The organism is Chania multitudinisentens RB-25, assembly GCF_000520015.2.
GTDB classification, from domain to species: Bacteria; Pseudomonadota; Gammaproteobacteria; order Enterobacterales; family Enterobacteriaceae; genus Chania; species Chania multitudinisentens.
This window is the reverse complement of record NZ_CP007044.2, coordinates 416670-438130: the sequence shown is the minus strand read 5'-3', so window position 1 is coordinate 438130 and position 21461 is coordinate 416670. Positions and strand designations below refer to the sequence as shown.

At 56.1% G+C, this 21461-nt stretch carries 27 protein-coding genes; 24 read left to right on the top strand and 3 right to left on the bottom strand.

Annotation, left to right across the window (positions count from 1 at the left end; genetic code table 11):
• Window positions 1-27 precede the first annotated feature (27 nt).
• The 12 genes from Z042_RS01950 to Z042_RS01895 all read left to right on the top strand — a co-directional run bounded on the left by Z042_RS01950 (window position 28) and on the right by Z042_RS01895 (window position 10747).
• On the top strand, window positions 28-2034 hold the full coding sequence (locus tag Z042_RS01950; protein WP_024910502.1) for a DNA topoisomerase III: 2007 nt from the start codon (window positions 28-30) through the stop codon (window positions 2032-2034).
• Between the two features lie 577 nt (window positions 2035-2611).
• Window positions 2612-3088 (top strand): STY4534 family ICE replication protein, encoded by a 477-nt coding sequence (locus tag Z042_RS01945; RefSeq protein ID WP_024910503.1) that lies wholly within the window; start codon window positions 2612-2614, stop codon window positions 3086-3088.
• Between the two features lie 140 nt (window positions 3089-3228).
• Window positions 3229-3873, top strand: a complete 645-nt coding sequence (gene pilL2, locus Z042_RS01940; protein ID WP_024910504.1) for a PFGI-1 class ICE element type IV pilus protein PilL2 — start codon at window positions 3229-3231, stop codon at window positions 3871-3873.
• Entirely contained in the window at window positions 3870-4595 is a 726-nt protein-coding gene (locus Z042_RS01935) for a hypothetical protein (protein WP_024910505.1), read from the top strand. The genes pilL2 and Z042_RS01935 overlap by 4 nt, the downstream gene beginning before the upstream one ends.
• Window positions 4596-4604: 9 nt before the next feature.
• Window positions 4605-5369, top strand: coding sequence for a TIGR03759 family integrating conjugative element protein (locus Z042_RS01930; RefSeq protein ID WP_417903515.1), 765 nt, complete (start codon window positions 4605-4607; stop codon window positions 5367-5369).
• Complete coding sequence (locus Z042_RS01925) at window positions 5348-5944, top strand: lysozyme family protein (RefSeq protein WP_024910507.1); 597 nt, start codon at window positions 5348-5350, stop codon at window positions 5942-5944. The genes Z042_RS01930 and Z042_RS01925 overlap by 22 nt, the downstream gene beginning before the upstream one ends.
• 26 nt (window positions 5945-5970) lie before the next feature.
• The gene (locus tag Z042_RS01920; RefSeq protein ID WP_024910508.1) at window positions 5971-6453 is read left to right on the top strand and encodes an integrating conjugative element protein; all 483 of its coding nucleotides are present in this window, start codon (window positions 5971-5973) and stop codon (window positions 6451-6453) included.
• Entirely contained in the window at window positions 6450-6998 is a 549-nt protein-coding gene (locus Z042_RS01915; protein ID WP_024910509.1) for a restriction endonuclease, read from the top strand. The genes Z042_RS01920 and Z042_RS01915 overlap by 4 nt, the downstream gene beginning before the upstream one ends.
• Window positions 6999-7003: 5 nt before the next feature.
• Entirely contained in the window at window positions 7004-7597 is a 594-nt protein-coding gene (locus Z042_RS01910; protein ID WP_024910510.1) for a hypothetical protein, read from the top strand.
• A complete protein-coding gene (traD, locus tag Z042_RS01905; RefSeq protein WP_024910511.1) occupies window positions 7590-9686 on the top strand; it encodes a type IV conjugative transfer system coupling protein TraD in 2097 nt (698 codons plus the stop codon). The genes Z042_RS01910 and traD overlap by 8 nt, the downstream gene beginning before the upstream one ends.
• A gap of 12 nt (window positions 9687-9698) precedes the next feature.
• Window positions 9699-9974 carry a hypothetical protein gene (locus tag Z042_RS01900; RefSeq protein ID WP_024910512.1) on the top strand — a complete coding sequence of 92 codons (276 nt, stop codon included), beginning with the start codon at window positions 9699-9701 and terminating at the stop codon, window positions 9972-9974.
• A gap of 8 nt (window positions 9975-9982) precedes the next feature.
• A complete protein-coding gene (locus tag Z042_RS01895; protein WP_024910513.1) occupies window positions 9983-10747 on the top strand; it encodes a TIGR03747 family integrating conjugative element membrane protein in 765 nt (254 codons plus the stop codon).
• 46 nt (window positions 10748-10793) lie between these two features.
• Here Z042_RS01895 and Z042_RS01890 read toward each other — a convergent pair whose 3' ends face one another.
• The 3 genes from Z042_RS01890 to relB are packed head-to-tail and all read right to left on the bottom strand — an operon-like array spanning window position 10794 to window position 11616.
• The gene (locus Z042_RS01890; protein WP_024910514.1) at window positions 10794-11132 is read right to left on the bottom strand and encodes a hypothetical protein; all 339 of its coding nucleotides are present in this window, start codon (window positions 11130-11132) and stop codon (window positions 10794-10796) included.
• A 21-nt stretch (window positions 11133-11153) separates the two neighbouring features.
• The gene (locus tag Z042_RS24705; RefSeq protein WP_071882780.1) at window positions 11154-11429 is read right to left on the bottom strand and encodes a type II toxin-antitoxin system RelE/ParE family toxin; all 276 of its coding nucleotides are present in this window, start codon (window positions 11427-11429) and stop codon (window positions 11154-11156) included.
• The gene (gene relB / locus Z042_RS01885; protein WP_024910515.1) at window positions 11416-11616 is read right to left on the bottom strand and encodes a type II toxin-antitoxin system RelB family antitoxin; all 201 of its coding nucleotides are present in this window, start codon (window positions 11614-11616) and stop codon (window positions 11416-11418) included. Before relB ends, Z042_RS24705 begins: the two co-directional genes overlap by 14 nt.
• 300 nt (window positions 11617-11916) lie before the next feature.
• Between relB and Z042_RS01880 the strand changes: the two genes are divergently transcribed.
• The 12 genes from Z042_RS01880 (at window position 11917) to Z042_RS01825 (ending at window position 21322) form a co-directional block, all read left to right on the top strand.
• Entirely contained in the window at window positions 11917-12228 is a 312-nt protein-coding gene (locus Z042_RS01880) for an integrative conjugative element protein, RAQPRD family (RefSeq protein WP_024910516.1), read from the top strand.
• Window positions 12228-12464, top strand: coding sequence for a TIGR03758 family integrating conjugative element protein (locus tag Z042_RS01875; RefSeq protein WP_024910517.1), 237 nt, complete (start codon window positions 12228-12230; stop codon window positions 12462-12464). Before Z042_RS01880 ends, Z042_RS01875 begins: the two co-directional genes overlap by 1 nt.
• Before the next feature lie 34 nt (window positions 12465-12498).
• Window positions 12499-12870, top strand: coding sequence for a TIGR03745 family integrating conjugative element membrane protein (locus tag Z042_RS01870; protein ID WP_417903529.1), 372 nt, complete (start codon window positions 12499-12501; stop codon window positions 12868-12870).
• Between the two features lie 12 nt (window positions 12871-12882).
• Entirely contained in the window at window positions 12883-13266 is a 384-nt protein-coding gene (locus tag Z042_RS01865; RefSeq protein WP_024910519.1) for a TIGR03750 family conjugal transfer protein, read from the top strand.
• Complete coding sequence (locus tag Z042_RS01860; RefSeq protein WP_024910520.1) at window positions 13259-13912, top strand: PFL_4703 family integrating conjugative element protein; 654 nt, start codon at window positions 13259-13261, stop codon at window positions 13910-13912. The genes Z042_RS01865 and Z042_RS01860 overlap by 8 nt, the downstream gene beginning before the upstream one ends.
• A complete protein-coding gene (locus tag Z042_RS01855; RefSeq protein ID WP_045784775.1) occupies window positions 13912-14859 on the top strand; it encodes a TIGR03749 family integrating conjugative element protein in 948 nt (315 codons plus the stop codon). Before Z042_RS01860 ends, Z042_RS01855 begins: the two co-directional genes overlap by 1 nt.
• Window positions 14849-16339, top strand: coding sequence for a TIGR03752 family integrating conjugative element protein (locus Z042_RS01850; RefSeq protein ID WP_024910522.1), 1491 nt, complete (start codon window positions 14849-14851; stop codon window positions 16337-16339). Before Z042_RS01855 ends, Z042_RS01850 begins: the two co-directional genes overlap by 11 nt.
• A 10-nt stretch (window positions 16340-16349) precedes the next feature.
• Window positions 16350-16754 (top strand): TIGR03751 family conjugal transfer lipoprotein, encoded by a 405-nt coding sequence (locus tag Z042_RS01845; RefSeq protein WP_024910523.1) that lies wholly within the window; start codon window positions 16350-16352, stop codon window positions 16752-16754.
• The gene (locus Z042_RS01840) at window positions 16754-19546 is read left to right on the top strand and encodes a conjugative transfer ATPase (protein ID WP_024910524.1); all 2793 of its coding nucleotides are present in this window, start codon (window positions 16754-16756) and stop codon (window positions 19544-19546) included. Before Z042_RS01845 ends, Z042_RS01840 begins: the two co-directional genes overlap by 1 nt.
• Window positions 19543-19938, top strand: a complete 396-nt coding sequence (locus Z042_RS01835) for a hypothetical protein (protein WP_024910525.1) — start codon at window positions 19543-19545, stop codon at window positions 19936-19938. The genes Z042_RS01840 and Z042_RS01835 overlap by 4 nt, the downstream gene beginning before the upstream one ends.
• A gap of 248 nt (window positions 19939-20186) precedes the next feature.
• Window positions 20187-20888, top strand: a complete 702-nt coding sequence (locus Z042_RS01830; protein WP_024910526.1) for a hypothetical protein — start codon at window positions 20187-20189, stop codon at window positions 20886-20888.
• Window positions 20885-21322, top strand: a complete 438-nt coding sequence (locus Z042_RS01825) for a hypothetical protein (RefSeq protein ID WP_024910527.1) — start codon at window positions 20885-20887, stop codon at window positions 21320-21322. Before Z042_RS01830 ends, Z042_RS01825 begins: the two co-directional genes overlap by 4 nt.
• Window positions 21323-21461: the final 139 nt, after the last annotated feature.

The following is a 21461-nucleotide window of genomic DNA, read 5'->3' as shown; positions in this document are numbered from 1 at the left end:
GGCGGGGTCACGCTCATGGAGAATGGAATGAAACTGTTTTTGTGTGAAAAACCCAGCCAGGGACGGGATATTGCCACCGTACTGGGGGCCAAGGAGAAGAAGGGCGGCTATCTGTCTGGTGCGGGTGTTGCCGTGACCTGGGGATTTGGCCATCTGCTGGAGCAGGCCAGCCCGGACGCCTATGGTGAGCAGTTTGGCAAACCGTGGCGAACAGAGGTCTTGCCTGTCCTCCCCACGCAATGGCAAATGCAGGTCAAACCCGAATCCAAAGTGCAGTTTGAAGTCATCAAGAAATTGTTGCTCAAGGCGGAGTGTGTGGTGATTGCGACAGATGCCGATCGCGAAGGTGAGGTGATTGCCCGTGAAATCCTGGATTACTGTGGCTACCAGGGACGTGTTGAACGGTTATGGCTCTCCGCACTGGATGAAGCCAGTGTACGTGCTGCGCTGGCCGCGATAAAACCGGGACATGAAACCTATCCGTATTACCTGGCCGGTCTTGGCCGTTCTCGCGCCGACTGGCAGATTGGCATGAATTTGACCCGGTTGTATACGGTGAAAGCCCGTGACAGTGGCTATGGCGAGGTGCTTTCGGTGGGGCGGGTACAGACGCCGACGCTGAACCTGATTGTCGAGCGGGACAGGCAGATTGCCCATTTTATCCCCAAACCGTATTTTGTGGTCACGCTGGCCCTGGCGGTCAACGGCCAGCCTTTTCAGGCACAATGGGTGCCTGCGGTCAGTTATTGTGATGAAGAAAAGCGCTGTATTCAGCAAGGGGTTGCACAGCAGGTCGTCCAGCTCTGCCAGCAAACGGGCACTGCCTCGGTGACGGAGACAGAGACGAAACGCGAAACGCTGTCTGCACCGCTCCCCTTTGATTTGGGGACATTGCAGCAACAGTGCTCAAAGCGTTGGGGACTGGGTGCTCAACAGGTGCTGGATACCGCCCAGGCGCTGTATGAAACCCATAAAGCGACAACGTATCCACGGACAGATTGCGGGTTTCTCCCAACATCGATGCTGTCAGAAGTGCCCACGGTTTTTTCCGCCCTGGTAAAAAGTGACCCTGTGCTCTCAACGGTGCTGGCGCGGTTACAGCCCGCGTTTGTCTCCCGCGTCTGGAACGATAAAAAGATCACCGCCCACCACGGCATTATTCCGACCAAACAACCTTGCGACCTCAGCAAAATGAACGAGGTTGAACGTCAGGTCTATCAATTGATCCGGCAACATTATCTGGCCCAGTTTCTGCCCGTGTATGAGCAGGACGCGACCCGTGTATCTCTCCTCTGTGGTGGTCAACTGTTTAAAACACGCGGCAACATAGTCATCGAACCGGGCTGGAAGGTGCTGTTTGAGAAAGAACAGGAGGCTGATGAAACGCAAGGTGATAACGACAACGCGCAACTCCCCCCTTTGCAACAGGGCACACCGTGCCAGGTTACCGGTGCTGCCATGAAATCGCTGCAGACCAAACCCCCAGAACATTACACCGAAGGGACACTGATTGCAGCGATGAAAAATGCCGCGCAATTTGTTACCGATCCCCGGTTGAAAAAGATCCTGAAAGAGAACGCCGGGTTGGGTACGGAGGCGACCCGTGCCGGGATTATCGAAACCTTGCTGTCGCGCGGCTTTATCGTAAAAAAAGGCAAATCCCTGCGGGCCAGCACGGTTGCCGGTGAACTGATGGATATCCTGCCCATGCCGTTGAAAGATCCGGGGATGACGGCGTTGTGGGAACAGGCGCTGGACGATATTGCTGAAGGCAAGATGTCCCTGGATGATTTTATGGCCAGGCAATCCACATGGACGACACAGTTGGTTGAAAAAGGCAGAGCACAGGCGATAAGTATTACTGCGCCGCCCTCACCACCTTGCCCTGTGTGTGGTGGCGCAACACGCCAGCGTACAGGGAAATCTGGGAGTTTTTGGGGTTGCCTGCGTTACCCCAATTGCACCGGGGTTATCAATCCGCCCAAAAGCGCAGGCACCCGGCGTCGTGGTGTGGCTAAAAAGAATGTGCGATGAGGTCAGGATAATTACCCATTGCTATCCCTATGGGGAGTTTGCTATTTTGCCGTGGCTTCTGAACTACCCCGTGATGTTGCGGTTATCAACATGATACGACACTTTTTTATCCGGGAGGTGTACGTATAAGGCGCAAAGTCTCAGTGAAAAACGCGTCGGGTTCGAAGGCTCGGCCTCTGAGTAGATATGCAGTAGACAACAGCCTGTGGTGAGGCATCGCGGGGACGTATCGGGAAGATACGTCCCTGTTTTTTTGATTGAGAGTTTAGTGTTGACTTCTTTTTAAGCAGTTTGAATAATGACCCCGCTAACCCGTTGTCTCAGACAACAGCCAAAGTCCCTGTGATTTGAGAGGGACGCCTTCGGGCAATCACAAGCCAATGCGACCATGACCTGAGAGGACGCGCTTTCGAGCGGTAACCCCCCTGAACCTTTGAGAGAGGGGATCGCAGTTTTGCGATGAAGGTACACTTATCCAACTTAACAGATTGTCAGCGTTTGACGTTGACGCCCTGCGGGAAAACTCCCGTAGGGGGATGTTTCTCCGCATACCGATTTATTCCCAAGGAGAAACACCATGTCTCAAGCGTCTCAATCTACTGCTGCACCGGCTCAGACCAGCTATTTCAATCTGCATGTTGATGGCCTGGGGTATCTGAGCACTATCCGTGAAGTCACCACCGCGAACGGTTCATTCCTGAGTTGTGTGATCAATGCGATGCACGGTGCGACCGATAAACCGGACTATACGCGTTTTGATGTTACGATTTCCGGTAAAGAAGCCTCCGCGTTGATCCGGCGTTGCCAGAAAGCGGTCGATGAAGAGAAAAAAGTGCTGTTGGGCTTTAAACTCAGTAATCTGACGGCAGATGTGTTTACGCTCACCAAAGGTGACCACGCAGGCGAAACCCGACCGACCCTGAAAGCCCGGTTGATAAAAGTCAGTTGGATAAAAGTCGGGCAGGAAATGGTTTACAAATCTGAGAAATCAGCACCAACACCAGAGGCTCCGGCCAGTTCCTCACAAAAACAATACGTAGACAATACATTCTAGTGTGTCCATGTAGTACCCCTTAACGCCAGAGTTTCTCTGGCGTTTTTTTATTTATTTTCGGGAAATGAGTTGTTGATTGAGGGGGACGCTGAAGATTCGCACAGTGAGCACGTCTTTTTGACTGTTAACTGAGGATGTTCATGAAACCACATTATGTTTTTTCCCTTTGCCTGCTGACCACAAGTGTATTGAGTGGATGTGTTTCGTCGCAGAAAAACCTGCAGCGTGACCCGGTTGCCCCTCTGGCCGGTGTGCAGCTCTCCAGCAATGTTCAGTCGGCGCGGCCCGATGTGTTTGCTACTCCGCTTGAAGTGGTCCGCTACGATCGTTACCTGCTTGTCAGTACCTCTCCTTCTCAGGCACAACGTGCTCCATTGGAACAAGTGATTGATATCCGTATTCCGGCATCTCTCTCGCCCACGGTGGCGGATGCCATGCGCTACGCTCTGCGTCAGTCCGGCTTTAGCCTGTGCAGCATCACTTCTGCCAATCGGGTGCTCTACAACCAGGCTTTACCTGCAGTGCATTACCAGCTCGGGCCGATCCGCCTGAGTGAGGCGTTGCAAATCCTGGCCGGGCCTGCCTGGCAACTGGAGGTGGACGCGGTGCAGCGTGTGGTGTGTCACTCACTGCGTGAAGGATTCCGTCTCCCCCCCGAACCCACACCTGCATCGACTCCTGTCGCCAGTGGTGGGGTTCTGCAACCCCCTGCCATCAAGGCAGTGACCCCCGTTGTACAACCGCAATCCGCTCCGGCTCCCGCCCGGCAAAGGATGTTGAAATGAGTGCAATGAGTGAAGAACACACCCCCGTTCGCCCTGGAAAAGCAATGCGGATATTGCATTACAGCGTCATTGCGCTGCTGGTGCTGTCTGTTGCCGGTATTGGCGTCAAGGTGATGCGCCAGTCTGCCGAGATAGTCACCCTGCAGGCCGCGCTGGGGCAAGTGCCGGGGCGGGATGCCGTGCAGCAGGAGTTGGACAAACTGGGTGAGCAGGTCAACGGCAACCGCGAAGCATTGATCGCCTTGTCGGCCTCATTGGAAACAGTTAAGGCCGCGCCTGCCGTGGGTAAACCGGCGTTTGAGCAACTGGCACAACAGGTACGCCAGCTTGAGACCAAAGTGAGTCAACCGGTGCAAGCAGAGTCGCAGGGGCTGCAGGCCACCCTGGCATTACTGCAGGCGCGTGTTGAGGTGCTGGAACAACGAGCATCGGGAGCGACATCCACACCATCTGCCACGTCAGTCGCCACAGCCACCGTTAAAAAAGCCACACCCCGGAGTACCAATGTGCGGTCGGTATCGGCCCCCTTTCGTCTGACCAGCATTGAACGGCGTGGTGGTACGGTGTTTGTCGCCGTGGCCCCGTTGCAGGCCTTCAACCTGGCCGACATTCGACTGATAGAGCGTGGCGAAACGGTCCAGGGCTGGACACTGCTGTCTGCCGGGGGAAATCAGGCCCAGTTCAGCGTCGCAGGTCGGACGCAGACACTGAGCGTTCAATAAGGAGTCGGCATGATGAAATTATTGATTGAAATTCTGGTGAGGTTCATCCCTCTCATCATGATATCTACCATCCTGTTATTGGGATTGGCTTTCTTTTTCCAGGCCAGTGCAGCGCTGCAAACCGAGCAATCTCAACAAGGTAATACCGCCAGTGTGAATACCACCTTCCTGGCATTGGAGGAAGCTCGGTTGAAGAAAAGTGCGCAGGAATGGGGGTTGACCACCGAAGAGTGGCAGCGCTATCAACAGTTGAGCAAGGGTCGGCGCGGGATTTTATCGCCGGGGTTAGACCCTATCACCCTGCTGGGCATTGAGGCGCGAACGGAAGAAGAACGTCGTCATTACGCCGAACTGTCTGTTAAGCAGGACTTTCAGCGAGTGGAAGCCGAACTGGCGTTCCAGCGTGAGGTGAATGCGGCCTGGCAGCGTGTCTACCCCGATATTCTGCCGGTTCAGGCCTCCAATAACACAACGGCAGCGAACAATGGGCGACTGGCGCTGTTCGTCCGGGTGGATTGTGGTGCGCCGTGTGAAACCAAGGTGGCTTCGCTGTTGACCACCCAACGCCCGCTGGATATCTACCTGGTGGGCAGTGACGGGAAAGACGAGGCGGTGCGGGCTTGGGCGCGCAAACTGGCTATCCCGGTCGAGCGAGTCAAAGCCAAGACGCTGACGCTTAATCATGACCGTGGCCAATGGTTCAAATTCGGTCAGGGACAGATGCCGGTGGTGCTGCAACAGGGAGAGAACGGATGGCAAATTACCGCGTATTGAGTGTGCTGACGCTCCTTTTCAGTAGTGTGAGCAGCCTGGCGTCGGTGTCGTCGCAGGCAATACCGGCTGGGTATTACCAGGTGGCGGTACAGGAGCGGGTGCCCGCCGAGGCGTTGTACAGCCTGGCACTCACCGAATCGTCAAAAAAATTGCCTCACGGTGTTCGCCCCTGGCCCTGGACCATTAACGTTGCGGGAACGGGCTACCGTTACGCGACCCGGCAAGAGGCCTACCAGGCCTTGCTGGGGTTTATGCGTAGCCATTCGCTGAAACGTATCGATGTTGGGATTGCGCAGGTGAATCTGGGTTGGAACGGCCATCATTTCCGCTCGAGCTGGGAGGCCTTCGACCCCTATGTCAATTTGCATGTGGCGGCCCGTATCCTGCGGGCCTGTTACGACAATAAACCAGGGAGCTGGATAGCGGCTGCCGGATGTTATCACCATCCGGCAGGTGGTCAGCCCGCACGAACCTATCAGGCCATCGTGACACGCCATTTGAACCGTCTGCAACCCGCTACCGGTGTTCTGGCGTCCCATGTCGTTATCGAACCTTCTGCAGGAGTTACACCATGATGTTGAATTCACGTCTATTAACCTGCCTGGGGAGCGCCCTGGCATTGGGTGTGGCCAGTTTCACCGTCCAGGCTGAATTGACGGTTATCGCCGATTTGGGTGGACAGTCTACCAGCGCGTATTTTGAGGGTATCAATAATCAGGGGGCAGTGGCTGAGGCACCGGGCGAACGGTCAATGTCCCCGGTGACAGGGTTGCCGGTGACAACCCCCGAGTTGACACCGGGTAAAGTGGTCGCCAGAACGCTGAGTCTGCCGGGAATGCGTCCGATGTTCCTGATTGGCGATGATGACCTCTCTCGCCGTTGGCTGTCACTGCGCCGGGATACGCTGGTGCAGCTCAACGCCGTGGGCCTGGTGGTGAATGTGGCCAGTGAGGTCGCGTTCAATGACCTGAAAAAACAGGCTGATGGGATGGAATTGTTACCGGTCTCGGGCAGTGACCTGGCAAAGCGATTGGGATTGTCCCATTACCCGGTATTGCTGACAGAGAAGGGACTGGAGCAATGATGCCAATAGATGCAAGGGCTTTCCCCTTCATGCTGGAGCAACAACCCTGGTTCGTTGTCATTTTGATGTTCAGCCTGTTGGGATGGCTCGTGCTGCTGGTCAGTATGAAGGCGAACCGCCATCGTCGCTACCAGCGTCAGGCTCTGCGTGTACTGGCGCGTCTTCCCTTGTTGGCCGGTGACGGCCAACGCCTGAATTATCTGCGCAAAATCAATCCCTACGTGTTTGAAGAATTGCTACTGACCGCGTTTGAACGTCGGGGGTATCGCATCAAACGCAATCGGCAATACAGCGGCGACGGTGGGTTGGACGGGCAGGTGTGGATTGATGGGCAACGTTACCTCATTCAAGCCAAACGTTATGCCCGTGCCATCACTCCGGCCCATGTGGCCGAGTTCAGCGCGTTGGTGCGTCGCGAAGGCTGTCGGGGGGTGTTTGTGCATACGGGGCGTACTGGCCCCAAAAGTCGCGCAGAGTTGACGCGTTTCCCTGAAATTGAATTGCTCAGTGGTCAACAACTGCTGAATTTACTGAAAAAGGACTGACTCTGATGACATCAATACAACATGCCATCATGGCACTGTTGCACCGTTTCCTCCCGTGGTCTGGTCTGATGGCAAGACTGATCGGGGCATTGTGGCAATGTATCCGCCTGGCTTATCGTGTGCTCCTGGTGGGGCCAGCCGTGATGCTGGCCTTGCTGCTGACAGGCAGTTTGCTGATAGTGCAATACACCGAACCACAAGGGGCGCGGCGTGTGCTGGAAGCGCGTCTTGTGGAGAGCATTCTGGCGATACAGGCTGAACCTGCCGGATATCTGTCCGGTTGCCAATCCAGGGGGCCGACAGCCCGGTGGCCGGGCGATACTCCACCCAGCCCTCTCCTTCTCAACCCCTGTGAGCCTGAGTCAATATCGGTTGCACAGGTCGTTAACGTAACCATTGATAGCCTGATTAGCCTGTGGTTCTCGCTGGTCATGCTGTCGGTAGTATTGGAAGTGATAGCACGTTGTATCGGTTTTTCTATCTCTTCCAAGGGAGTTGCTGGCAACCGTGGTTACCGTTCTGCTTCAGGGGCCACTGGGGCGATTGTGGAAGGGCGTTGTAAACGCATCATGAAGAAAGCGGGAGACGGCGATGAGTGATCGTTACGTGATTGAGGCACTGTTGCGACCGGCTGTTGAGTTGAATACGGCGGTGGTGGCGGCCTGTGCCAGTTATATCTGTGTCACTGCGCCCTGGGCTGTGGCGTTGGCTCCTTCCGTCAGTTATGTCACTGCCGGTGCGTTTGCCGTGTTCGCACTGAAACGTACCCGTGAAGGGATCAGGGTGTTGCGCTACAGGCGAAATATCCGCCGTTTGCCGCGTTATGTGATGACCAGCGCCCAGGTGCCGGTGAGTCATCAGCGCCTGTTTCTGGGGCGGGGGTTCTTGTGGGAGCAGAAGCACACCCAGCGCCTGTTGGCGACATTGCGCCCGGAGGTTGAACGCTATGTCAATCCTCCCGCGTTATATCAGGCGGCGCGTCGCTTCGAGCAACGCTATGAATATCGCTTTCCCACCCTGTGCAAACTGCTGGCCCGTGATTCGGCACTGAATCCGGTTCGTCCTCTTCCCCCCGTGGGTGGTCATCCGGCCTTGCACGGGATTGAACCGGATGAGGTCAATGTCTCAATGAGTCTGGGAGAGCGTGTCGGGCATATGCTGGTATTGGGGACGACGCGTGTCGGTAAAACCCGCCTGGCGGAGCTGTTGATCACCCAGGATATCCGGCGTGGCAATGTCACCATCGTCTTTGACCCGAAAGGGGATGCCGACTTGTTAAAGCGTATGTATGCCGAGGCGCATCGATCCGGGCGCGCCAGTGAACTGCAGGTGTTCCATCTGGGGTGGCCGGATATCAGTGCCCGCTATAACGCGGTGGGGCGGTTTAACCGTATTTCGGAGGTGGCCACCCGTGTGGCCGGGCAACTGGAAGGGGGCGGCAACAACGCAGTGTTCAGGGAGTTCGCCTGGCGATTTGTCAACATCATCGCCCGTGGCCTGGTGGCACTGGGGCAACGGCCTGACTTTGGGCTTATCATGCGTTACGTCAATAACATCAGTGACCTGTATGAGGATTACGCCGAGTTCTATCTGTCGCAAAACGCTCCTGCACTGTGGGGACAGATTGAAGGGCTGGCGCCCATTCTGGATGAGCGTGATGTGCCCCGGCATATGGAGGGGCGTTCCATGCGGGTTATCGCCATTGAGCAGGTACTGGGCAGCGACGAGGGCAAGCAGGTTTACGATCCGGTTCTTGATGGTCTGCGCTCTTCAGTGCGTTATGACCAGAAATACTACGACAAGATTGTCGCCAGTCTGTTGCCGTTGCTGGAGAAACTGACCTCGGGTAAGACGGCGCAGTTGATTTCCCCGGACTATACCGACCTGACCGATCCGCGCCCGATATTTGACTGGCAGCAGGTGATCCGCAAAAAAGGCATTGTCTATATCGGTCTCGATGCGTTGTCAGACCCGGAGGTGGCGGCGGCGGTAGGCAACAGCATGTTTGCCGACCTGGTGAGCGTGGCGGGCCATATCTACAAGTTTGGTATCAACGATGGTTTGCCGGGTCATGAAGAGAAGAAAACCCCGATCAGCCTGCACTGTGACGAGTTTAATGAGTTAATGGGCGATGAGTTTATCCCGCTGATTAATAAAGGTGGTGGGGCCGGGATTGAAGTCACGGCCTATACCCAGACCCTGCCGGATATTGAGGCGCGGCTGGGCAGTGCGGCCAAGGCAGCGCAGGTGGTGGGGAACTTCAACAGCCTGGTGATGTTGCGTGTGCGTCACACCGAAACGGCAGAGCTGATGACCAAACAGCTTCCTGAAGTTGAGGTATACACCAAAACACTGGTATCCGGGGTAACGGATATCTCCAACCCGGACATGGGCAGTGATTTTACCTCCAATACCCAGGACAGGGTCAGTTCGGTACGTACGCCGCTGATCACCCCGGCCAATGTGATTAACCTGCCGAAAGGTCAGGCCTTCGCCTTGCTGGAGGGGGGCAAACTGTGGAAGATCCGTATGCCATTGCCCGCAGCAGGAAATGATGCCTTGATGCCAGAGAGTCTGGCGAAAATCGCCGAGTACATGAAGAAAAATTACCGCACGGGTGATACCTGGTGGTCGGGTACGGCATTGCCGGGAGACCGGGCACCGGAGAGTGACAACCTTGTGGTCTGAAGAGGAAATGCAATGAAGCAACCGTATCAACAGTATCGTGTATGTGCCGTATTGGCCTTCAGTCTGGGACACTCTGCCGAAGTGCCCCGCGATATTATGGCCGTGCTGAAAAATCAGCGCTGTTCAACGCCTTTTGTCCCGGAGATTGTGGCAACGTTGACCCAGCTTGGCTACGACGCCCGGCGCGAACAGGAGCCGTGTTCGGATGAACAGGTGGGAATTTGGATCACAGTGAACATGCAACCGATGTTGTTGCAATGCGAGCTGGAAACGCTGGCATTGCATTAAGGGGCATTATGGCACAGGTATCTTCTTCTTCATCTTCACAGCCGGTGCAGCAAAACCTGCCTGCCAAACAGCATGGTTTGCTGATGACGGTATTGTGGGATATGCCCTGGCGGGTGGTCGGCATGTTGCTGGTTTCGTTGTTGTTCAGTCTGATTGTGGAGTACATCGGCATTGCGTTTTTCTGGCTAGAGCAGGGGGCAGAGCACAGTCGTGCAGTGATGGTGACGGAAAGCGGGTATTTTGCGGAGGGATTTACCCGCAGTTTATTGCTGTCTGCGCCGGTGACGTCGGTGAGCAACTGGATTACTTTGGGTTATCAGTGGCTGTTTGTGAACAGCGGCTTTTTGGGCTGGCTGCAATCGGCCCAATCAGTCAACACCGGCAATGCGGTGACGGACAACCTGAATCTCGGTGGTGCCTGGCTGGTACACACGGCGCGGGAATATTTGCTGGCCTCGATGTATGTCACACTGGTGTTTCTGATGCGGGTGACCATTCTGGTGCTGTCGGTGCCGCTGTTTGTTCTGGTGGCCCTGGTCGGTATTGTGGATGGAATGGTGAGGCGTGATTTACGGCGTTATGGGGCAGGGTATGAGTCGAGTTTTCTGTATCATCATGCCAAGCGGTTTGTGAAACCTGCGGTGTATATCCCCTGCATTCTCTATCTGTCCGCGCCGTTCTCGGTCTACCCGAACCTGCTGTTGCTGCCTGCTGCGTTACTGATGGGGCTGGCGATTTCGGTAACAATGGGGTCATTCAAAAAATATTTGTAGCTTAAAATACCCCTCTTCATTGTTTATTGAAGAGGGGGGCTGATATTTATCCAATTTCGTTCAAGGCAGCATCAGCAACCCAATAAGTCCCAGGTTTACCAGGGACTATGATGTGTTTGCGATATTGCTGAAATCCTTTTTTTCTGTCTGTAATACAAACTTCAATACCGGCAGGCAGTGCAATAACAGAGTGTTCTGATAATAGAGGTGATAATGCTGATTTATCCCCAGATTCAATAATAGATGTCATTTTTCTGTAGGAATCATCGTTAAGCGCTGCGTAGTAACCTGATTTGGTAACGACGAGATTATCATCAGGACATGAGGCAATTGCTGAACCAGCAAAACCTAAAAAGACATATAGCCCAACTACGATTTTTTTCATTTTTACTTCTCCGTGTACGATTTAAGGATATTCTTGGCGAGCATGTAGAACTCGCAAAATTTCGATTTGCAACTCGCTAATATGGTAAATAACGAGATAGTTAGGGTGAACGACAATTTCCCGTGTACCGGGAACCCTTCCAGGGCGATAAAGGTAGGGATGTTGAGGAAGGTTCTCTGTGACGTGTACTATCTGATGGTGTAACTTGCTGCTCGCTGCCGGGTTGTATTGTTCAATATAATCTATGATCTCTGCCAAGTCATACAGTGCTGATTCTTTCCATTTAACCCATTGCACGTTTTGCCCTCAATGCCCGTTTTTCTTCCAGCAATTTCTCTAATGTTGCCATTGCTTCATCATGTGGAATACCAGGGCGTGGATCGTCCAGTGCTGCCTGCACGTTGGCACGAAACCAGCGGTCATAGCTGTCTGCCTGCTCCTGTGTTTCAAATTCGGACACAATGGGGGACAGTTTGGTTTTCATAGTCATTCACTCCTTATCCTGCTGACCTTTTAACCAGTATAGCCTGCTTCGCTATTCAGACCAAGCCGTGGTAAGGGGGCTGAATAGCAAGCTTGCGCGTCTTTCTGCCCCCTTATCTCGGCCTGCGGGGCGCACAAGCGGGCTTGTGCCGGGGTGGCAAAGAACCCCGATGGCGCGAACCGCGCCAGGTTGTTGCCGTTGGATAAATTTTCAAAATTCCCCTTCTAGTTGTTTGCTGACCCTTTTCCCCCTTTTCGCCACTCTCTGTCCTGCATCCATTACCCGTAAAAGGAGGTTCCCATGCACAAAATAGCGCCACTGCGGGCGTTGTGTCTTGCAGGCTGTCTGCTCACCGCGCTGCCCGTTCTGGCCGGTGAGAAAGACGAACTGGCCCTGGTCATGAAGCAACTCGACCAGGTACAGGCCAGCCTGGAGCGCGCCCGCGTGGTGGCGGTCCAGGACGGCCAGACCGGGCGTTTTCACTTTGATTACCTGCGGGCAACGCAGGATGTCAACACGATGCGGCGGGGGATTGAGTTTTACCTTGAACCCTCCCGCGCTCAACCCACCACATCGTCAGTCTCCGGGCAATATCGCCAGGAGCGTCGGTAATGAATGAAGCACAGACCGCCGCGTTTAAAGCCGCTGCAAGCAACGTTGAGCCTGCTGTTCTGAACCTGTTGTTTATCGGTTCACTGATAGCGGTACTGACGCTGTGGGCAGGGTGGGGGCTGGTTCACGTCTATCGAGGGTATGCGGCAGGCAGCATTAAAGCGCCTGCACTACAACGCTTTGTGATACGCGTCGTCATCCTGCTGTTGGTCAGTGTGTATCTGTTCGCCAGTTAACTTTTTATTGTTTGATAAGGAAACCATGATGAATTTGCAGTCAATTTTCTCTTCTGCCCGCCGTGCAGCACAGCGTGTACGTCAAAGCACCACCCTGCTGGCCCTGACGGCGGTGACCTCTGCCCACGCTGCTCTGCCCACGGTGGAAGGCCCTAAAAGCAGTACCGACAGTACGTTTTACGGCCAGATATCCGGTTACCTCAATGATGGTGTTGTACTTGGAGGCTTGCTCCTGGCTGCCGCCGCATTACTGGTTGTGGCCAATGCCATCATTGCGACGTTCGCCGAAGTCCAGCAGCAGAAAGCGACCTGGGCCAAGTTCGCGATATTGGTGGTGGTGGGTATCGTTCTGGTCGTCGCGGTTATCTGGCTGGCCACCAAAGCTGCCACGGTTATCGTCGGTTAAGGCAGGTACGGTATGGCGACCATTTCGTTTCTGCCTGACAGGCTCAATGCTGAACCTGTCGTGTTCAAGGGCTTTACCACGCCTGAGCTGTTTATGACGGCGGGGTTAAGCGTACTGGGCGGCCTGGTGGTCGCCATACCTTTTGTTCCGTTTATCGGCTGGCTGGCGTTCCCTACCGTCAGCTTGCTGATGCCGCTGGTCACGGTGTTCTTCGGCGGGAAGCTGATGGCCCGTTTCAAGCGCGGCAAACCGGAGAACTACCTGTATCGCCGTGTCGAGTTGTGGCTCAGTCGCCAGCGTTTGGGCAACCCTGGGCTGATACATCACAGTCAGGACTGGGCATTACGTCGCTCTACGCCGGTGGTTCGCCAGCGTCAGGAGGTATTTGATGAGTAAGTACAGAAGTGCGGTCAATGCACGTGACCGCCATATTTCCACTCTGCGTGGGGCCTGCTGTGTTCTGCTAGTCCTGCTGATGGTGGCCATCACCGGCTGGATGCTGTCACCGCGCAATCTGACCATCCACAACCCGCCCGACCTGCGTTCGGGTTCGACCCGTGCCTGGTGGGAGGTTCCCCCGCCCACCGTCTACAGCTTTGCGTTCTATATCTTCCAGCAACTGAATTCCTGGCCAAAAGACGGCAATACCGACTATCCGTACCGTATCAGCACGCTCTCTGCCTATCTGACGCCGACCTGTGAAGAGTGGCTGAACAAGGATGCGAAACAGCGTAAGGCCGCTGGGGAACTGCGTGAACGTGTGCGTGGCATTTCGGAAGTGCCGGGGCGCGGTTACCGGGATGACAGCGTGACGGTGGTGAGCCGTGATAGCTGGATTGTGCGTCTGGACCTAGTGGCTGACGAGTATTATCACACCGAACCGGTGAAACGTGCTCTGGTGCGTTATCCCTTGAAAGTGGTGCGTTGGGACCAGAACCCGGAAGCCAACCCGTTTGGCCTGGCACTGGATTGCTACGCCGATATTCCCCAACGTCTGGAAGCGGCCCCGGTCGCGCCGGTGGAAAAGAAAGGACTGTTCTGATGCGTATAAAACATCGTCATTATCTGCCGTTGTGCCTGGCGTTGCTGGGGGCGGCAGGTTCAATAGGTATTCCGTTACCTGTCCAGGCGGTCGAACTGATGAAGTGGGAGCGTATCCCGCTTCAAGTGCCGTTGACCGTGGGGCAGGAGCGTATTGTGTTTGTGAACAAGAACGTGCGCGTGGGCTTTCCCCCCGAGTTGAACGGCAAGCTGCGGGTACAGAGCACCGGCGGGGCCGTCTATCTGCAGGCGAACAGCGCCTTTGCGACCACACGGTTGCAATTGCAGGACGTGGAAAACGGCGAGCTTATCCTGCTGGACATTACTGCCCTGGAAGGCAAGCAGGTCCGTGAACCGGTAAGCCTGGTCTACCAGGGGGAGGTCTCCAGTGCGACCGGCAGCGATAACACCTCGGTCAGTGCGCCGGAGTCGGGCACGACCAAAAACAAGGGGCAGAGCACGGCCAAGGACAGTACACCGCGCATCACCACCCCGTTGCCGATTGCGCTGACGCGCTATGCGGCACAAAGCCTGTATGCGCCATTACGCACGATCGAACCGTTGCCTGGTGTTCATGCCATTTCACACGGCCTGTCATCGACTATTACCTCACTGCTGCCGTCAGAGCCGGTCACGGTACGTCCGTTGGCCGCCTGGGGAGCACAGGGGGTCAATGTGGTCGCCCTGAAGTTGACCAACCAACGGTCAGGCAAGGTGGTGCTGGACCCGCGCCGCCTGCAGGGCAATTTCACCTCGGCGACTTTCCAGCATCGCTGGCTTGGCGCGGCAGGCACCCCGGAGGACACCACCATGCTCTACCTGGTGATGGACGGTCGCCCGGACGCGGCGTTCTTGCCTGAACCGGTGATGCCAGTGGCAAAAACCAAAGGCAAGGCGCGGGGTTCCACAACCTCTGCCCCGGCAGGAGAAACTCCTCATGCAAATTAAATCCAATACCTTGCTGAAAGTCCTGGTGCCGATGGCGTTGTTTATCGCCATCACTATCGGCGTGAAATCCTGTGGTTCAGGCAGTGCCCCGGCGACGTCGGCTCCCAAGTCGAATACGGTGGCAGACCTGACGCAGGAAGAGCTGCAAATCCTCGGTATCGAGGGGGATACACCGGAAGATACCTTGCGCACCCTGGTAGGTCGTCTGAAAGTGATTCAGGACAAGCAGAACAGCCTGGAGAGCAACAACGTGGCATTGGCGGAGGAGAATGCCAACCTCAAGCGCAGCGGGGAGAATGTGGACAACCGCATTCGTGACGCTGTCAATGCGGCGAAGCAGGAAGAGGACCAGGCGCGGCAGAAACTGCAGGCCGAGCAACAACGCCTGGCCACATTGATTGAGAGTCTGAAAGGTACGGGCGGGACAGGTGGAACAGCAGGCGCGTCGCCTTCCGTCGGTGCAGCCGGGCAGGGGGACTTGCCGATTGGGCTGGGCCTGGAGGGCGGTGATAGCACCGCAGGGACAGTGAGCGGTGGCGTGATGTGGATTGAGCCGCAGGACGCGGTGCAACTCGACCGTAACGGCAAGCCGATAGTCGGTGCAGCCGCTACCGGCACAGCGGCGGGCACCGGCAGCTTCCAGTTCCCGAGTTCGTTTACCAGCCTGGATGACAATGAAATCAGCCGTCAGAAGGCTGAACTGGACCAGGCGGCCAAAAATCAGCAGGGCATTGAGGAGGCTACCCCGGTGTATACGTTACCGGAGAACGCTACCCTGGTGGGCAGTCGTGGTATGACGGCCTTGCTGGGGCGGGTGCCGATTGATGGCAAAGTGACTGACCCGTACCCGTTCAAGGTGCTTATTGGCAAAGAGAACCTGACCGCAAACGGTATCGAACTACCGGATGTTGAAGGGGCCATTGTCTCTGGCACTGCTACCGGTGACTGGGTGTTGTCCTGCGTGCGCGGTGAAGTGCATTCCATCACCTTCGTGTTTACCGATGGCACGGTGCGTACCGTCCCGTCACCGGCCAAGTCCAGTGACGGCAGCAATGGCAAGACAAACGCTGGCAGCATTGGCTGGCTGTCCGATGAAAACGGGGTGCCGTGCCTGTCCGGGGAGCGCAAATCCAACGCCTCCACCTACCTGCCTACCCTGTTCGCCCTGTCCGGGGCCGGTGCGGCAGCGGATGCGATGGCCAACAGCCAGACCACCACGTCGGTGGACGGCACCACGGTGACCAGCACGCTGACCGGCAGCGCCGGGCAGGCGGCGCTGGGCAAAGCCTTGTCAGGGGGCACCAACGAACTGGCCGCCTGGGTGAAGGCCCGTTATGGTCAGATGTTTGATGCGGTGTATGTCCCCCCGGGTGCCAAGGTTGCGGTCCATATTACCCGCCAAATCCCGATTGACTATGAAGAGCAGGGCCGCAAGGTCCGGTATGACGTTGATATGCGCCAGCAGTACGGGCTGGATTAAGGAGAGCGTGATGAAACAGCGTGTTTTACCGTTATTGTGCTTGGCCATGATGTTGACTGGCTGCAGTACCACCAAGGATGAACTGTTGCCGCCAGGGGATTCGACCATGCTGGAATTGTGGCAGAACAAAGGTGCATCAACCCGGGCCGCGACGGAGGCCCGCACCACATTGCGCCGTGGGCTGACGGATGATGACCGGGCGGTACGTCAGGCCATCGAGGAGAGTTACACCCGCACGGCAGAAAACGAAATCCAGCAGGTGTTTCCGCGCCTGCCCAATCCCGACATGGTGATTTACATCTACCCGCACATGGCCGGGAATGCCCCTGCGCCAGTGCCGGGGTACAGCTCGGTGTTTCCGTTTTACAGCCAGGTGCAGTATGCCCTGCCCGGTGAACGTACGGAGGCGCTGTAATGTTCTCATTGTTCAGCAAGAAGAAAATCGGCAAACAGGCTCCTGCGGTGGTGGAAGACGACCAGGATACGGCGGTATTGGTACGTGAGCCGCAAACCCGGACCGGCAAACTGACGGTGGCCGAGGAAAAGGCACTCTACCCCAATAACCCGACCTTTGTGGACTACCTGCCGTGGGCTGAATACCTGCCGCGCAGCCAGTGTGTGCTGCTCGATGACGGGGTGTCGGTCGGGGCGGTGTTCGAAATTGTGCCGGTGGGCACCGAAGGCCGCACCCCGGAGCGTCTGGAGGAGATACGCGATGTGGTGGAAGATGCGCTGCAGGACAGCTTTGAAGAGCGCGATAGCCATCCTTGGGTCATTCAGTTCTTCTGCCAGGATGAAACCGATGTCACTGAATACCTGGACCAGTTGCGCGGCTACGTCAAACCCTGGGCACAGGGGACGGCATTCACCGAAGCCTATCTCACCGAGATGGAGCGCCATATGCGGGGGATTGCGGTGCCCAAGGGGCTATTTATCGACAAGGCCATCACCGGTGCCCCCTGGCGCGGCCAGCAGCGCCGTACCCGCATGGTGGTCTACCGTTACATCAATCCGGCAGTGCGTGATCCCCATCCCCCTGAAGAGGCCCTGAACCAGGTCTGTGAACGCCTGTCATCTGCGCTCGCGGGGGCGGGCGTGGTGGCTGCGCGTCAGAACGGTGAACAAATCCACGCCTGGCTGTTACGCTGGTTCAACCCCAACCCGGACTGGATAGACAAGGAGACGCTGTATCGTACGGCTGCGCACCAGGATAATGATACCGGGGTGTTGCCAGTAGAAAATGATTTTAGCGAGACGGTGCTGTTCTCGCCGCCCCGTTCGGATGTGGAGCGCGGCGTGTGGTGGTTTGACGGGCTTCCTCACAAGGCGGTTACGGTTGACCGGCTGCGCCGGGCGCCCACCGTGGGGCACCTGACCGGGGAGACGCGCAAAGGGGAAAACATCAATGCACTGATGGACTTGCTGCCGGAAGGCACCGTGGTCTCGCTGACCCTGGTGGTGCAGCCCCAGGACGTGCTGGAAGAACGCTTTAATCACCTGGCCAAAAATGCCATCGGCGAGAATACCGAGTCGGAGCGGGTACGTGAAGACTCGGAGACGGCGAAGCGTTATCTGGGGGAAAAGCATAAGCTGTACCGGGGCAGCATGACCTTCTATCTGAAGGCCCCGACGGTCAAGGTACTCAATACCCGTCAGCGTGACCTGACAGCGGTGTTGCTGAACGCCGGGCTGCAGCCAGTGAAACCGGAATACGATGTTGCGCCCCTCAACGGTTATCTGCGGGCCTTGCCGATGTGTTTCAACCCGATGCACGACAAAAAGCACTGGTATACCCGCCTGACCTTTGTGCAGCACATGGCTAACTTGCTGCCGGTGTTTGGCCGGGATACCGGCACCGGCCATCCGGGCTTTACCTTCTTTAACCGAGGTGGAGCGCCGCTGACCTTTGACCCCCTCAACAGTCAGGACCGCGCCAAGAATGCCCATTTGGTGCTGTTTGGCCCGACCGGCTCCGGCAAGTCTGCGACGCTCAACAGCCTGTTTGCCCAACTGATGGCCATCCATCGGCCCCGTCTGTTTATTGCCGAAGCCGGTAACTCCTTTGGCCTGTTTGCCGACTACAGTGAAGAGCTGGAGCTGACGGTGAACAAGGTCAGTATCAAACCCGGTTGTGGTATCTCGCTGGCCCCGTTCGCCGATGCGCACCGGCTGATTGAAACCCCTGCCGCGACGGTGAGCGAGGAAGAGCTGAGTGAACGCATTGAGACCGACGACAGTGACGAGGACGAGGATGATGAACGTGACATCCTGGGTGAGCTGGAGATTGTGGCGCGACTGATGATCACCGGTGGTGAAGCCAAGGAAGAAGCCAAGCTGGAACGGGCCGACCGGGGCATGATGCGTGAAGCCATCTTGGTGGCGGCGAAAACCGCCTACGACGAAGGGCGACAGATGATCACCGGCGACCTGCAGGCGGCGTTGTACCAGTTTGCAAACGATGAAAAACGCCCTGACGTGCGTCGTAACCGTGCGCAGAACATGGGGGAATCGCTGGGGGTGTTTATGCAGGGGTTCCTAGGCGAACTGTTTAACCGCCCTGGTGAGAACTGGCCCGAGGCGGATGTGACGCTGATTGACCTGGGCACCCTGGCGCGGGAGGGCTATGAAGCGGCCCTGGCGGTGGCCTACACATCCCTGGTGAATACCATCAACAACATTGCTGAACGTGACCAGTTCCTGGACCGTGAAATCGTGTTTGCGACCGATGAGGCACACATGATCACGACCAACCCACTGCTGGCCCCGTTCGTTGTTAAAATCGTAAAGATGTGGCGCAAACTGGGGGCCTGGCTGTGGCTCGCCACGCAGAACCTGGAAGATTTTCCCAGCACATCCAAGAAGATGCTCAACATGATTGAATGGTGGCTGTGCCTGGTGATGCCGCCGGAGGAGGTGGAAGAAATCGCCCGCTTTAAGAAGCTGACGGCAGAGCAGAAGGCGATGCTGTTGTCGGCGACCAAAACGCCACGCTGTTACACCGAAGGGGTGGTGTTGGCCAGCCGCATTGAGGCCCTGTTCCGGGCGGTGCCGCCGAGTCTGTATCTGGCGCTGGGGATGACGGAGAAGGAGGAAAAGGCCGCCAGGAAGGCGATTATGCAGGCGCAGGGGGTGACCGAGCTGGCAGCGGCGAAACAGATTGCGCACCAACTGGATGTGGCTCGCGGTATTGCTAAGGCGGCGGCATGATGCAACTGAAAAAGACCGTGCTTGACATTATCGCCGGTGAGGGTAACGAAAACGGCGTGTTGTTTGAAGCACCGCCGCAGGGGAATCCGCGTATCAGTGAAGTTCATGCTGCCCAGTTGGCGGAACTGTGTGGGCACATCAAGGCGCGTATCCCGTCAGTGCCTGCGATAACCTGCTCCCCCCATCGGGTAGGGCAGCACAATTGTGTGGCGGTGAAACTGGCGGGGGCGACGGATTGTGTCAACCTGCTGTTGACCATCACCGGTACGCTACGCTGGCCAACACAGCAAGATTATGCCCAGGCCCCACGCTGGTACATCAATCTGCCTGACGCGGTTGATGTTGTGTACCTGGTGACACAGTTGGCGGAGCGGTTGGGGGTCCCCAGGTAGCCGTTACAAATGCCTGGTCCTCCTGTTCTGGCGGCAGGCTACCGTTTTCGGTAGCCTGCCGTTTTTTATCAGTCTCTGGAAACTGCTGAGGTAGTGCCAGTTCGATTTTTTTACCGCTTAATGTGGTCTTTTATCGCGCTGGTTCTCAGCCCTCACTCATAAAACAGTTGCTCAGTTTCTTCATGAACGTTAATGTCATCGGCTAGTCAGGGCAGTACAGGATTTTTTCTCAGGAGGAGAAATGAAGGGTGAGCAAACGTCATGAAATCATTGATGGTGCGGATGCGTGGACCTCTCCACGTGGGCTGGTCTACACCGAAGTGTTGGGATGGGTGGATCTCGGCCACGCCAGGGGGGACGACGTTCGCACGTTGATGTGGAAACTCAACCAAGGTGAGGCTTCCGGTGCGGATCGTTACGATGTGTCGTACAACCAGTCGATGGTGTCACCGTTCGGCTTGTTTCGCATTGGCAAATTCATGACCTGGCGGATCAGAAGAGGGCGGTCATTTGCCGAACGTCAGCAAATCGTTTTGGCAATGATGATGACAATGGCCCGGAAGTTTGAAGGTTTTCAGGGTGCATTCCCTTCTAATCTCATTACTGACAGTGGGTTTAGCGGGGAAGATCTGTGCTCAGATCTGCTGGGGTTCTATCGGGCGATGCAGTGTATCAATCCTTTCCCAATGCTGCGTCCGGTCAGCAAAGCCGAAGCACTCAAACGCTGGGATTACTATGGCGAAATTGGTGTCTGGAAAAACGAGACCTTTCGACCTCTCCTGTTTCCTGACCCTGAGCGTTTCCCTCATACCCGCCCGTACCTCGGGCACCTTCCTGGCTTTATGCAGACCATCTGGCCATACAATGATTGGCAATCTGGGAACGTGGCTGTTGCATCGCCAAATGGGACTTTCATACAGGGTGGCAAAAGAAAGGATCTTATCGTATGAAAGCACTCGTATGGATTACCCTGGTTTTTGTTGTGGCCGTTGCTGCGGGCGTAGCTTGGTATTGGCCTGTGATTAGCATGGAGCTGGCTGGTAGCGCTGAGTACACCAGACATGATACCCAGGTTTACGAGCATTTCACGCCCCCCTTGTTGAAAGCCATGCCGCGTATATCACAGGACTATGCCTTTGACTACACGCGCATTGATGGCCTCGGTTCCGTTATCTATACGGTGACATTCCGCAATGCCCCGATCCCAGATGCGCAGGCAGTGAGAGGTTATCTGGCAGTGCAGGGATACAGCAGACAAGCAGGATGTAGTACTGGGGCCGAATGCTGGAAAGGGAAGCAGATCGACGAAACCGTATTTTTGAACATCATACCTTCGCGCCGCGAAGTGGTTGTTTCCGTGGACTACACGCCTCAGTCACGCTGAGGCGTGTGGAAGACTAACGGTCAGCTCGTTGTTTTATGTTGTCCTTCTACATCTGTAGTCTCTTCATGCCCTCCTAATTTTTTCCCTGCGCATTTCGAGTTGTTTGCTGTTTTTGTCAGCAATGCACGTCACCCTGCGG

What these genes read in the sequence shown, in the direction of transcription:
- Z042_RS01950 (WP_024910502.1), top strand. Translation starts at nt 28, where the DNA reads ATGAAACTGTTTTTGTGTGAAAAACCCAGCCAGGGACGGGATATTGCC.
- Z042_RS01945 (WP_024910503.1), top strand. Translation starts at nt 2,612, where the DNA reads ATGTCTCAAGCGTCTCAATCTACTGCTGCACCGGCTCAGACCAGCTAT.
- pilL2 (WP_024910504.1), top strand. Translation starts at nt 3,229, where the DNA reads ATGAAACCACATTATGTTTTTTCCCTTTGCCTGCTGACCACAAGTGTA.
- Z042_RS01935 (WP_024910505.1), top strand. Translation starts at nt 3,870, where the DNA reads ATGAGTGCAATGAGTGAAGAACACACCCCCGTTCGCCCTGGAAAAGCA.
- Z042_RS01930 (WP_417903515.1), top strand. Translation starts at nt 4,605, where the DNA reads ATGATGAAATTATTGATTGAAATTCTGGTGAGGTTCATCCCTCTCATC.
- Z042_RS01925 (WP_024910507.1), top strand. Translation starts at nt 5,348, where the DNA reads ATGGCAAATTACCGCGTATTGAGTGTGCTGACGCTCCTTTTCAGTAGT.
- Z042_RS01915 (WP_024910509.1), top strand. Translation starts at nt 6,450, where the DNA reads ATGATGCCAATAGATGCAAGGGCTTTCCCCTTCATGCTGGAGCAACAA.
- Z042_RS01910 (WP_024910510.1), top strand. Translation starts at nt 7,004, where the DNA reads ATGACATCAATACAACATGCCATCATGGCACTGTTGCACCGTTTCCTC.
- traD (WP_024910511.1), top strand. Translation starts at nt 7,590, where the DNA reads ATGAGTGATCGTTACGTGATTGAGGCACTGTTGCGACCGGCTGTTGAG.
- Z042_RS01900 (WP_024910512.1), top strand. Translation starts at nt 9,699, where the DNA reads ATGAAGCAACCGTATCAACAGTATCGTGTATGTGCCGTATTGGCCTTC.
- Z042_RS01895 (WP_024910513.1), top strand. Translation starts at nt 9,983, where the DNA reads ATGGCACAGGTATCTTCTTCTTCATCTTCACAGCCGGTGCAGCAAAAC.
- Z042_RS01890 (WP_024910514.1), bottom strand. Translation starts at nt 11,132, where the DNA reads ATGAAAAAAATCGTAGTTGGGCTATATGTCTTTTTAGGTTTTGCTGGT.
- relB (WP_024910515.1), bottom strand. Translation starts at nt 11,616, where the DNA reads ATGAAAACCAAACTGTCCCCCATTGTGTCCGAATTTGAAACACAGGAG.
- Z042_RS01880 (WP_024910516.1), top strand. Translation starts at nt 11,917, where the DNA reads ATGCACAAAATAGCGCCACTGCGGGCGTTGTGTCTTGCAGGCTGTCTG.
- Z042_RS01875 (WP_024910517.1), top strand. Translation starts at nt 12,228, where the DNA reads ATGAATGAAGCACAGACCGCCGCGTTTAAAGCCGCTGCAAGCAACGTT.
- Z042_RS01865 (WP_024910519.1), top strand. Translation starts at nt 12,883, where the DNA reads ATGGCGACCATTTCGTTTCTGCCTGACAGGCTCAATGCTGAACCTGTC.
- Z042_RS01860 (WP_024910520.1), top strand. Translation starts at nt 13,259, where the DNA reads ATGAGTAAGTACAGAAGTGCGGTCAATGCACGTGACCGCCATATTTCC.
- Z042_RS01855 (WP_045784775.1), top strand. Translation starts at nt 13,912, where the DNA reads ATGCGTATAAAACATCGTCATTATCTGCCGTTGTGCCTGGCGTTGCTG.
- Z042_RS01850 (WP_024910522.1), top strand. Translation starts at nt 14,849, where the DNA reads ATGCAAATTAAATCCAATACCTTGCTGAAAGTCCTGGTGCCGATGGCG.
- Z042_RS01845 (WP_024910523.1), top strand. Translation starts at nt 16,350, where the DNA reads ATGAAACAGCGTGTTTTACCGTTATTGTGCTTGGCCATGATGTTGACT.
- Z042_RS01840 (WP_024910524.1), top strand. Translation starts at nt 16,754, where the DNA reads ATGTTCTCATTGTTCAGCAAGAAGAAAATCGGCAAACAGGCTCCTGCG.
- Z042_RS01835 (WP_024910525.1), top strand. Translation starts at nt 19,543, where the DNA reads ATGATGCAACTGAAAAAGACCGTGCTTGACATTATCGCCGGTGAGGGT.
- Z042_RS01825 (WP_024910527.1), top strand. Translation starts at nt 20,885, where the DNA reads ATGAAAGCACTCGTATGGATTACCCTGGTTTTTGTTGTGGCCGTTGCT.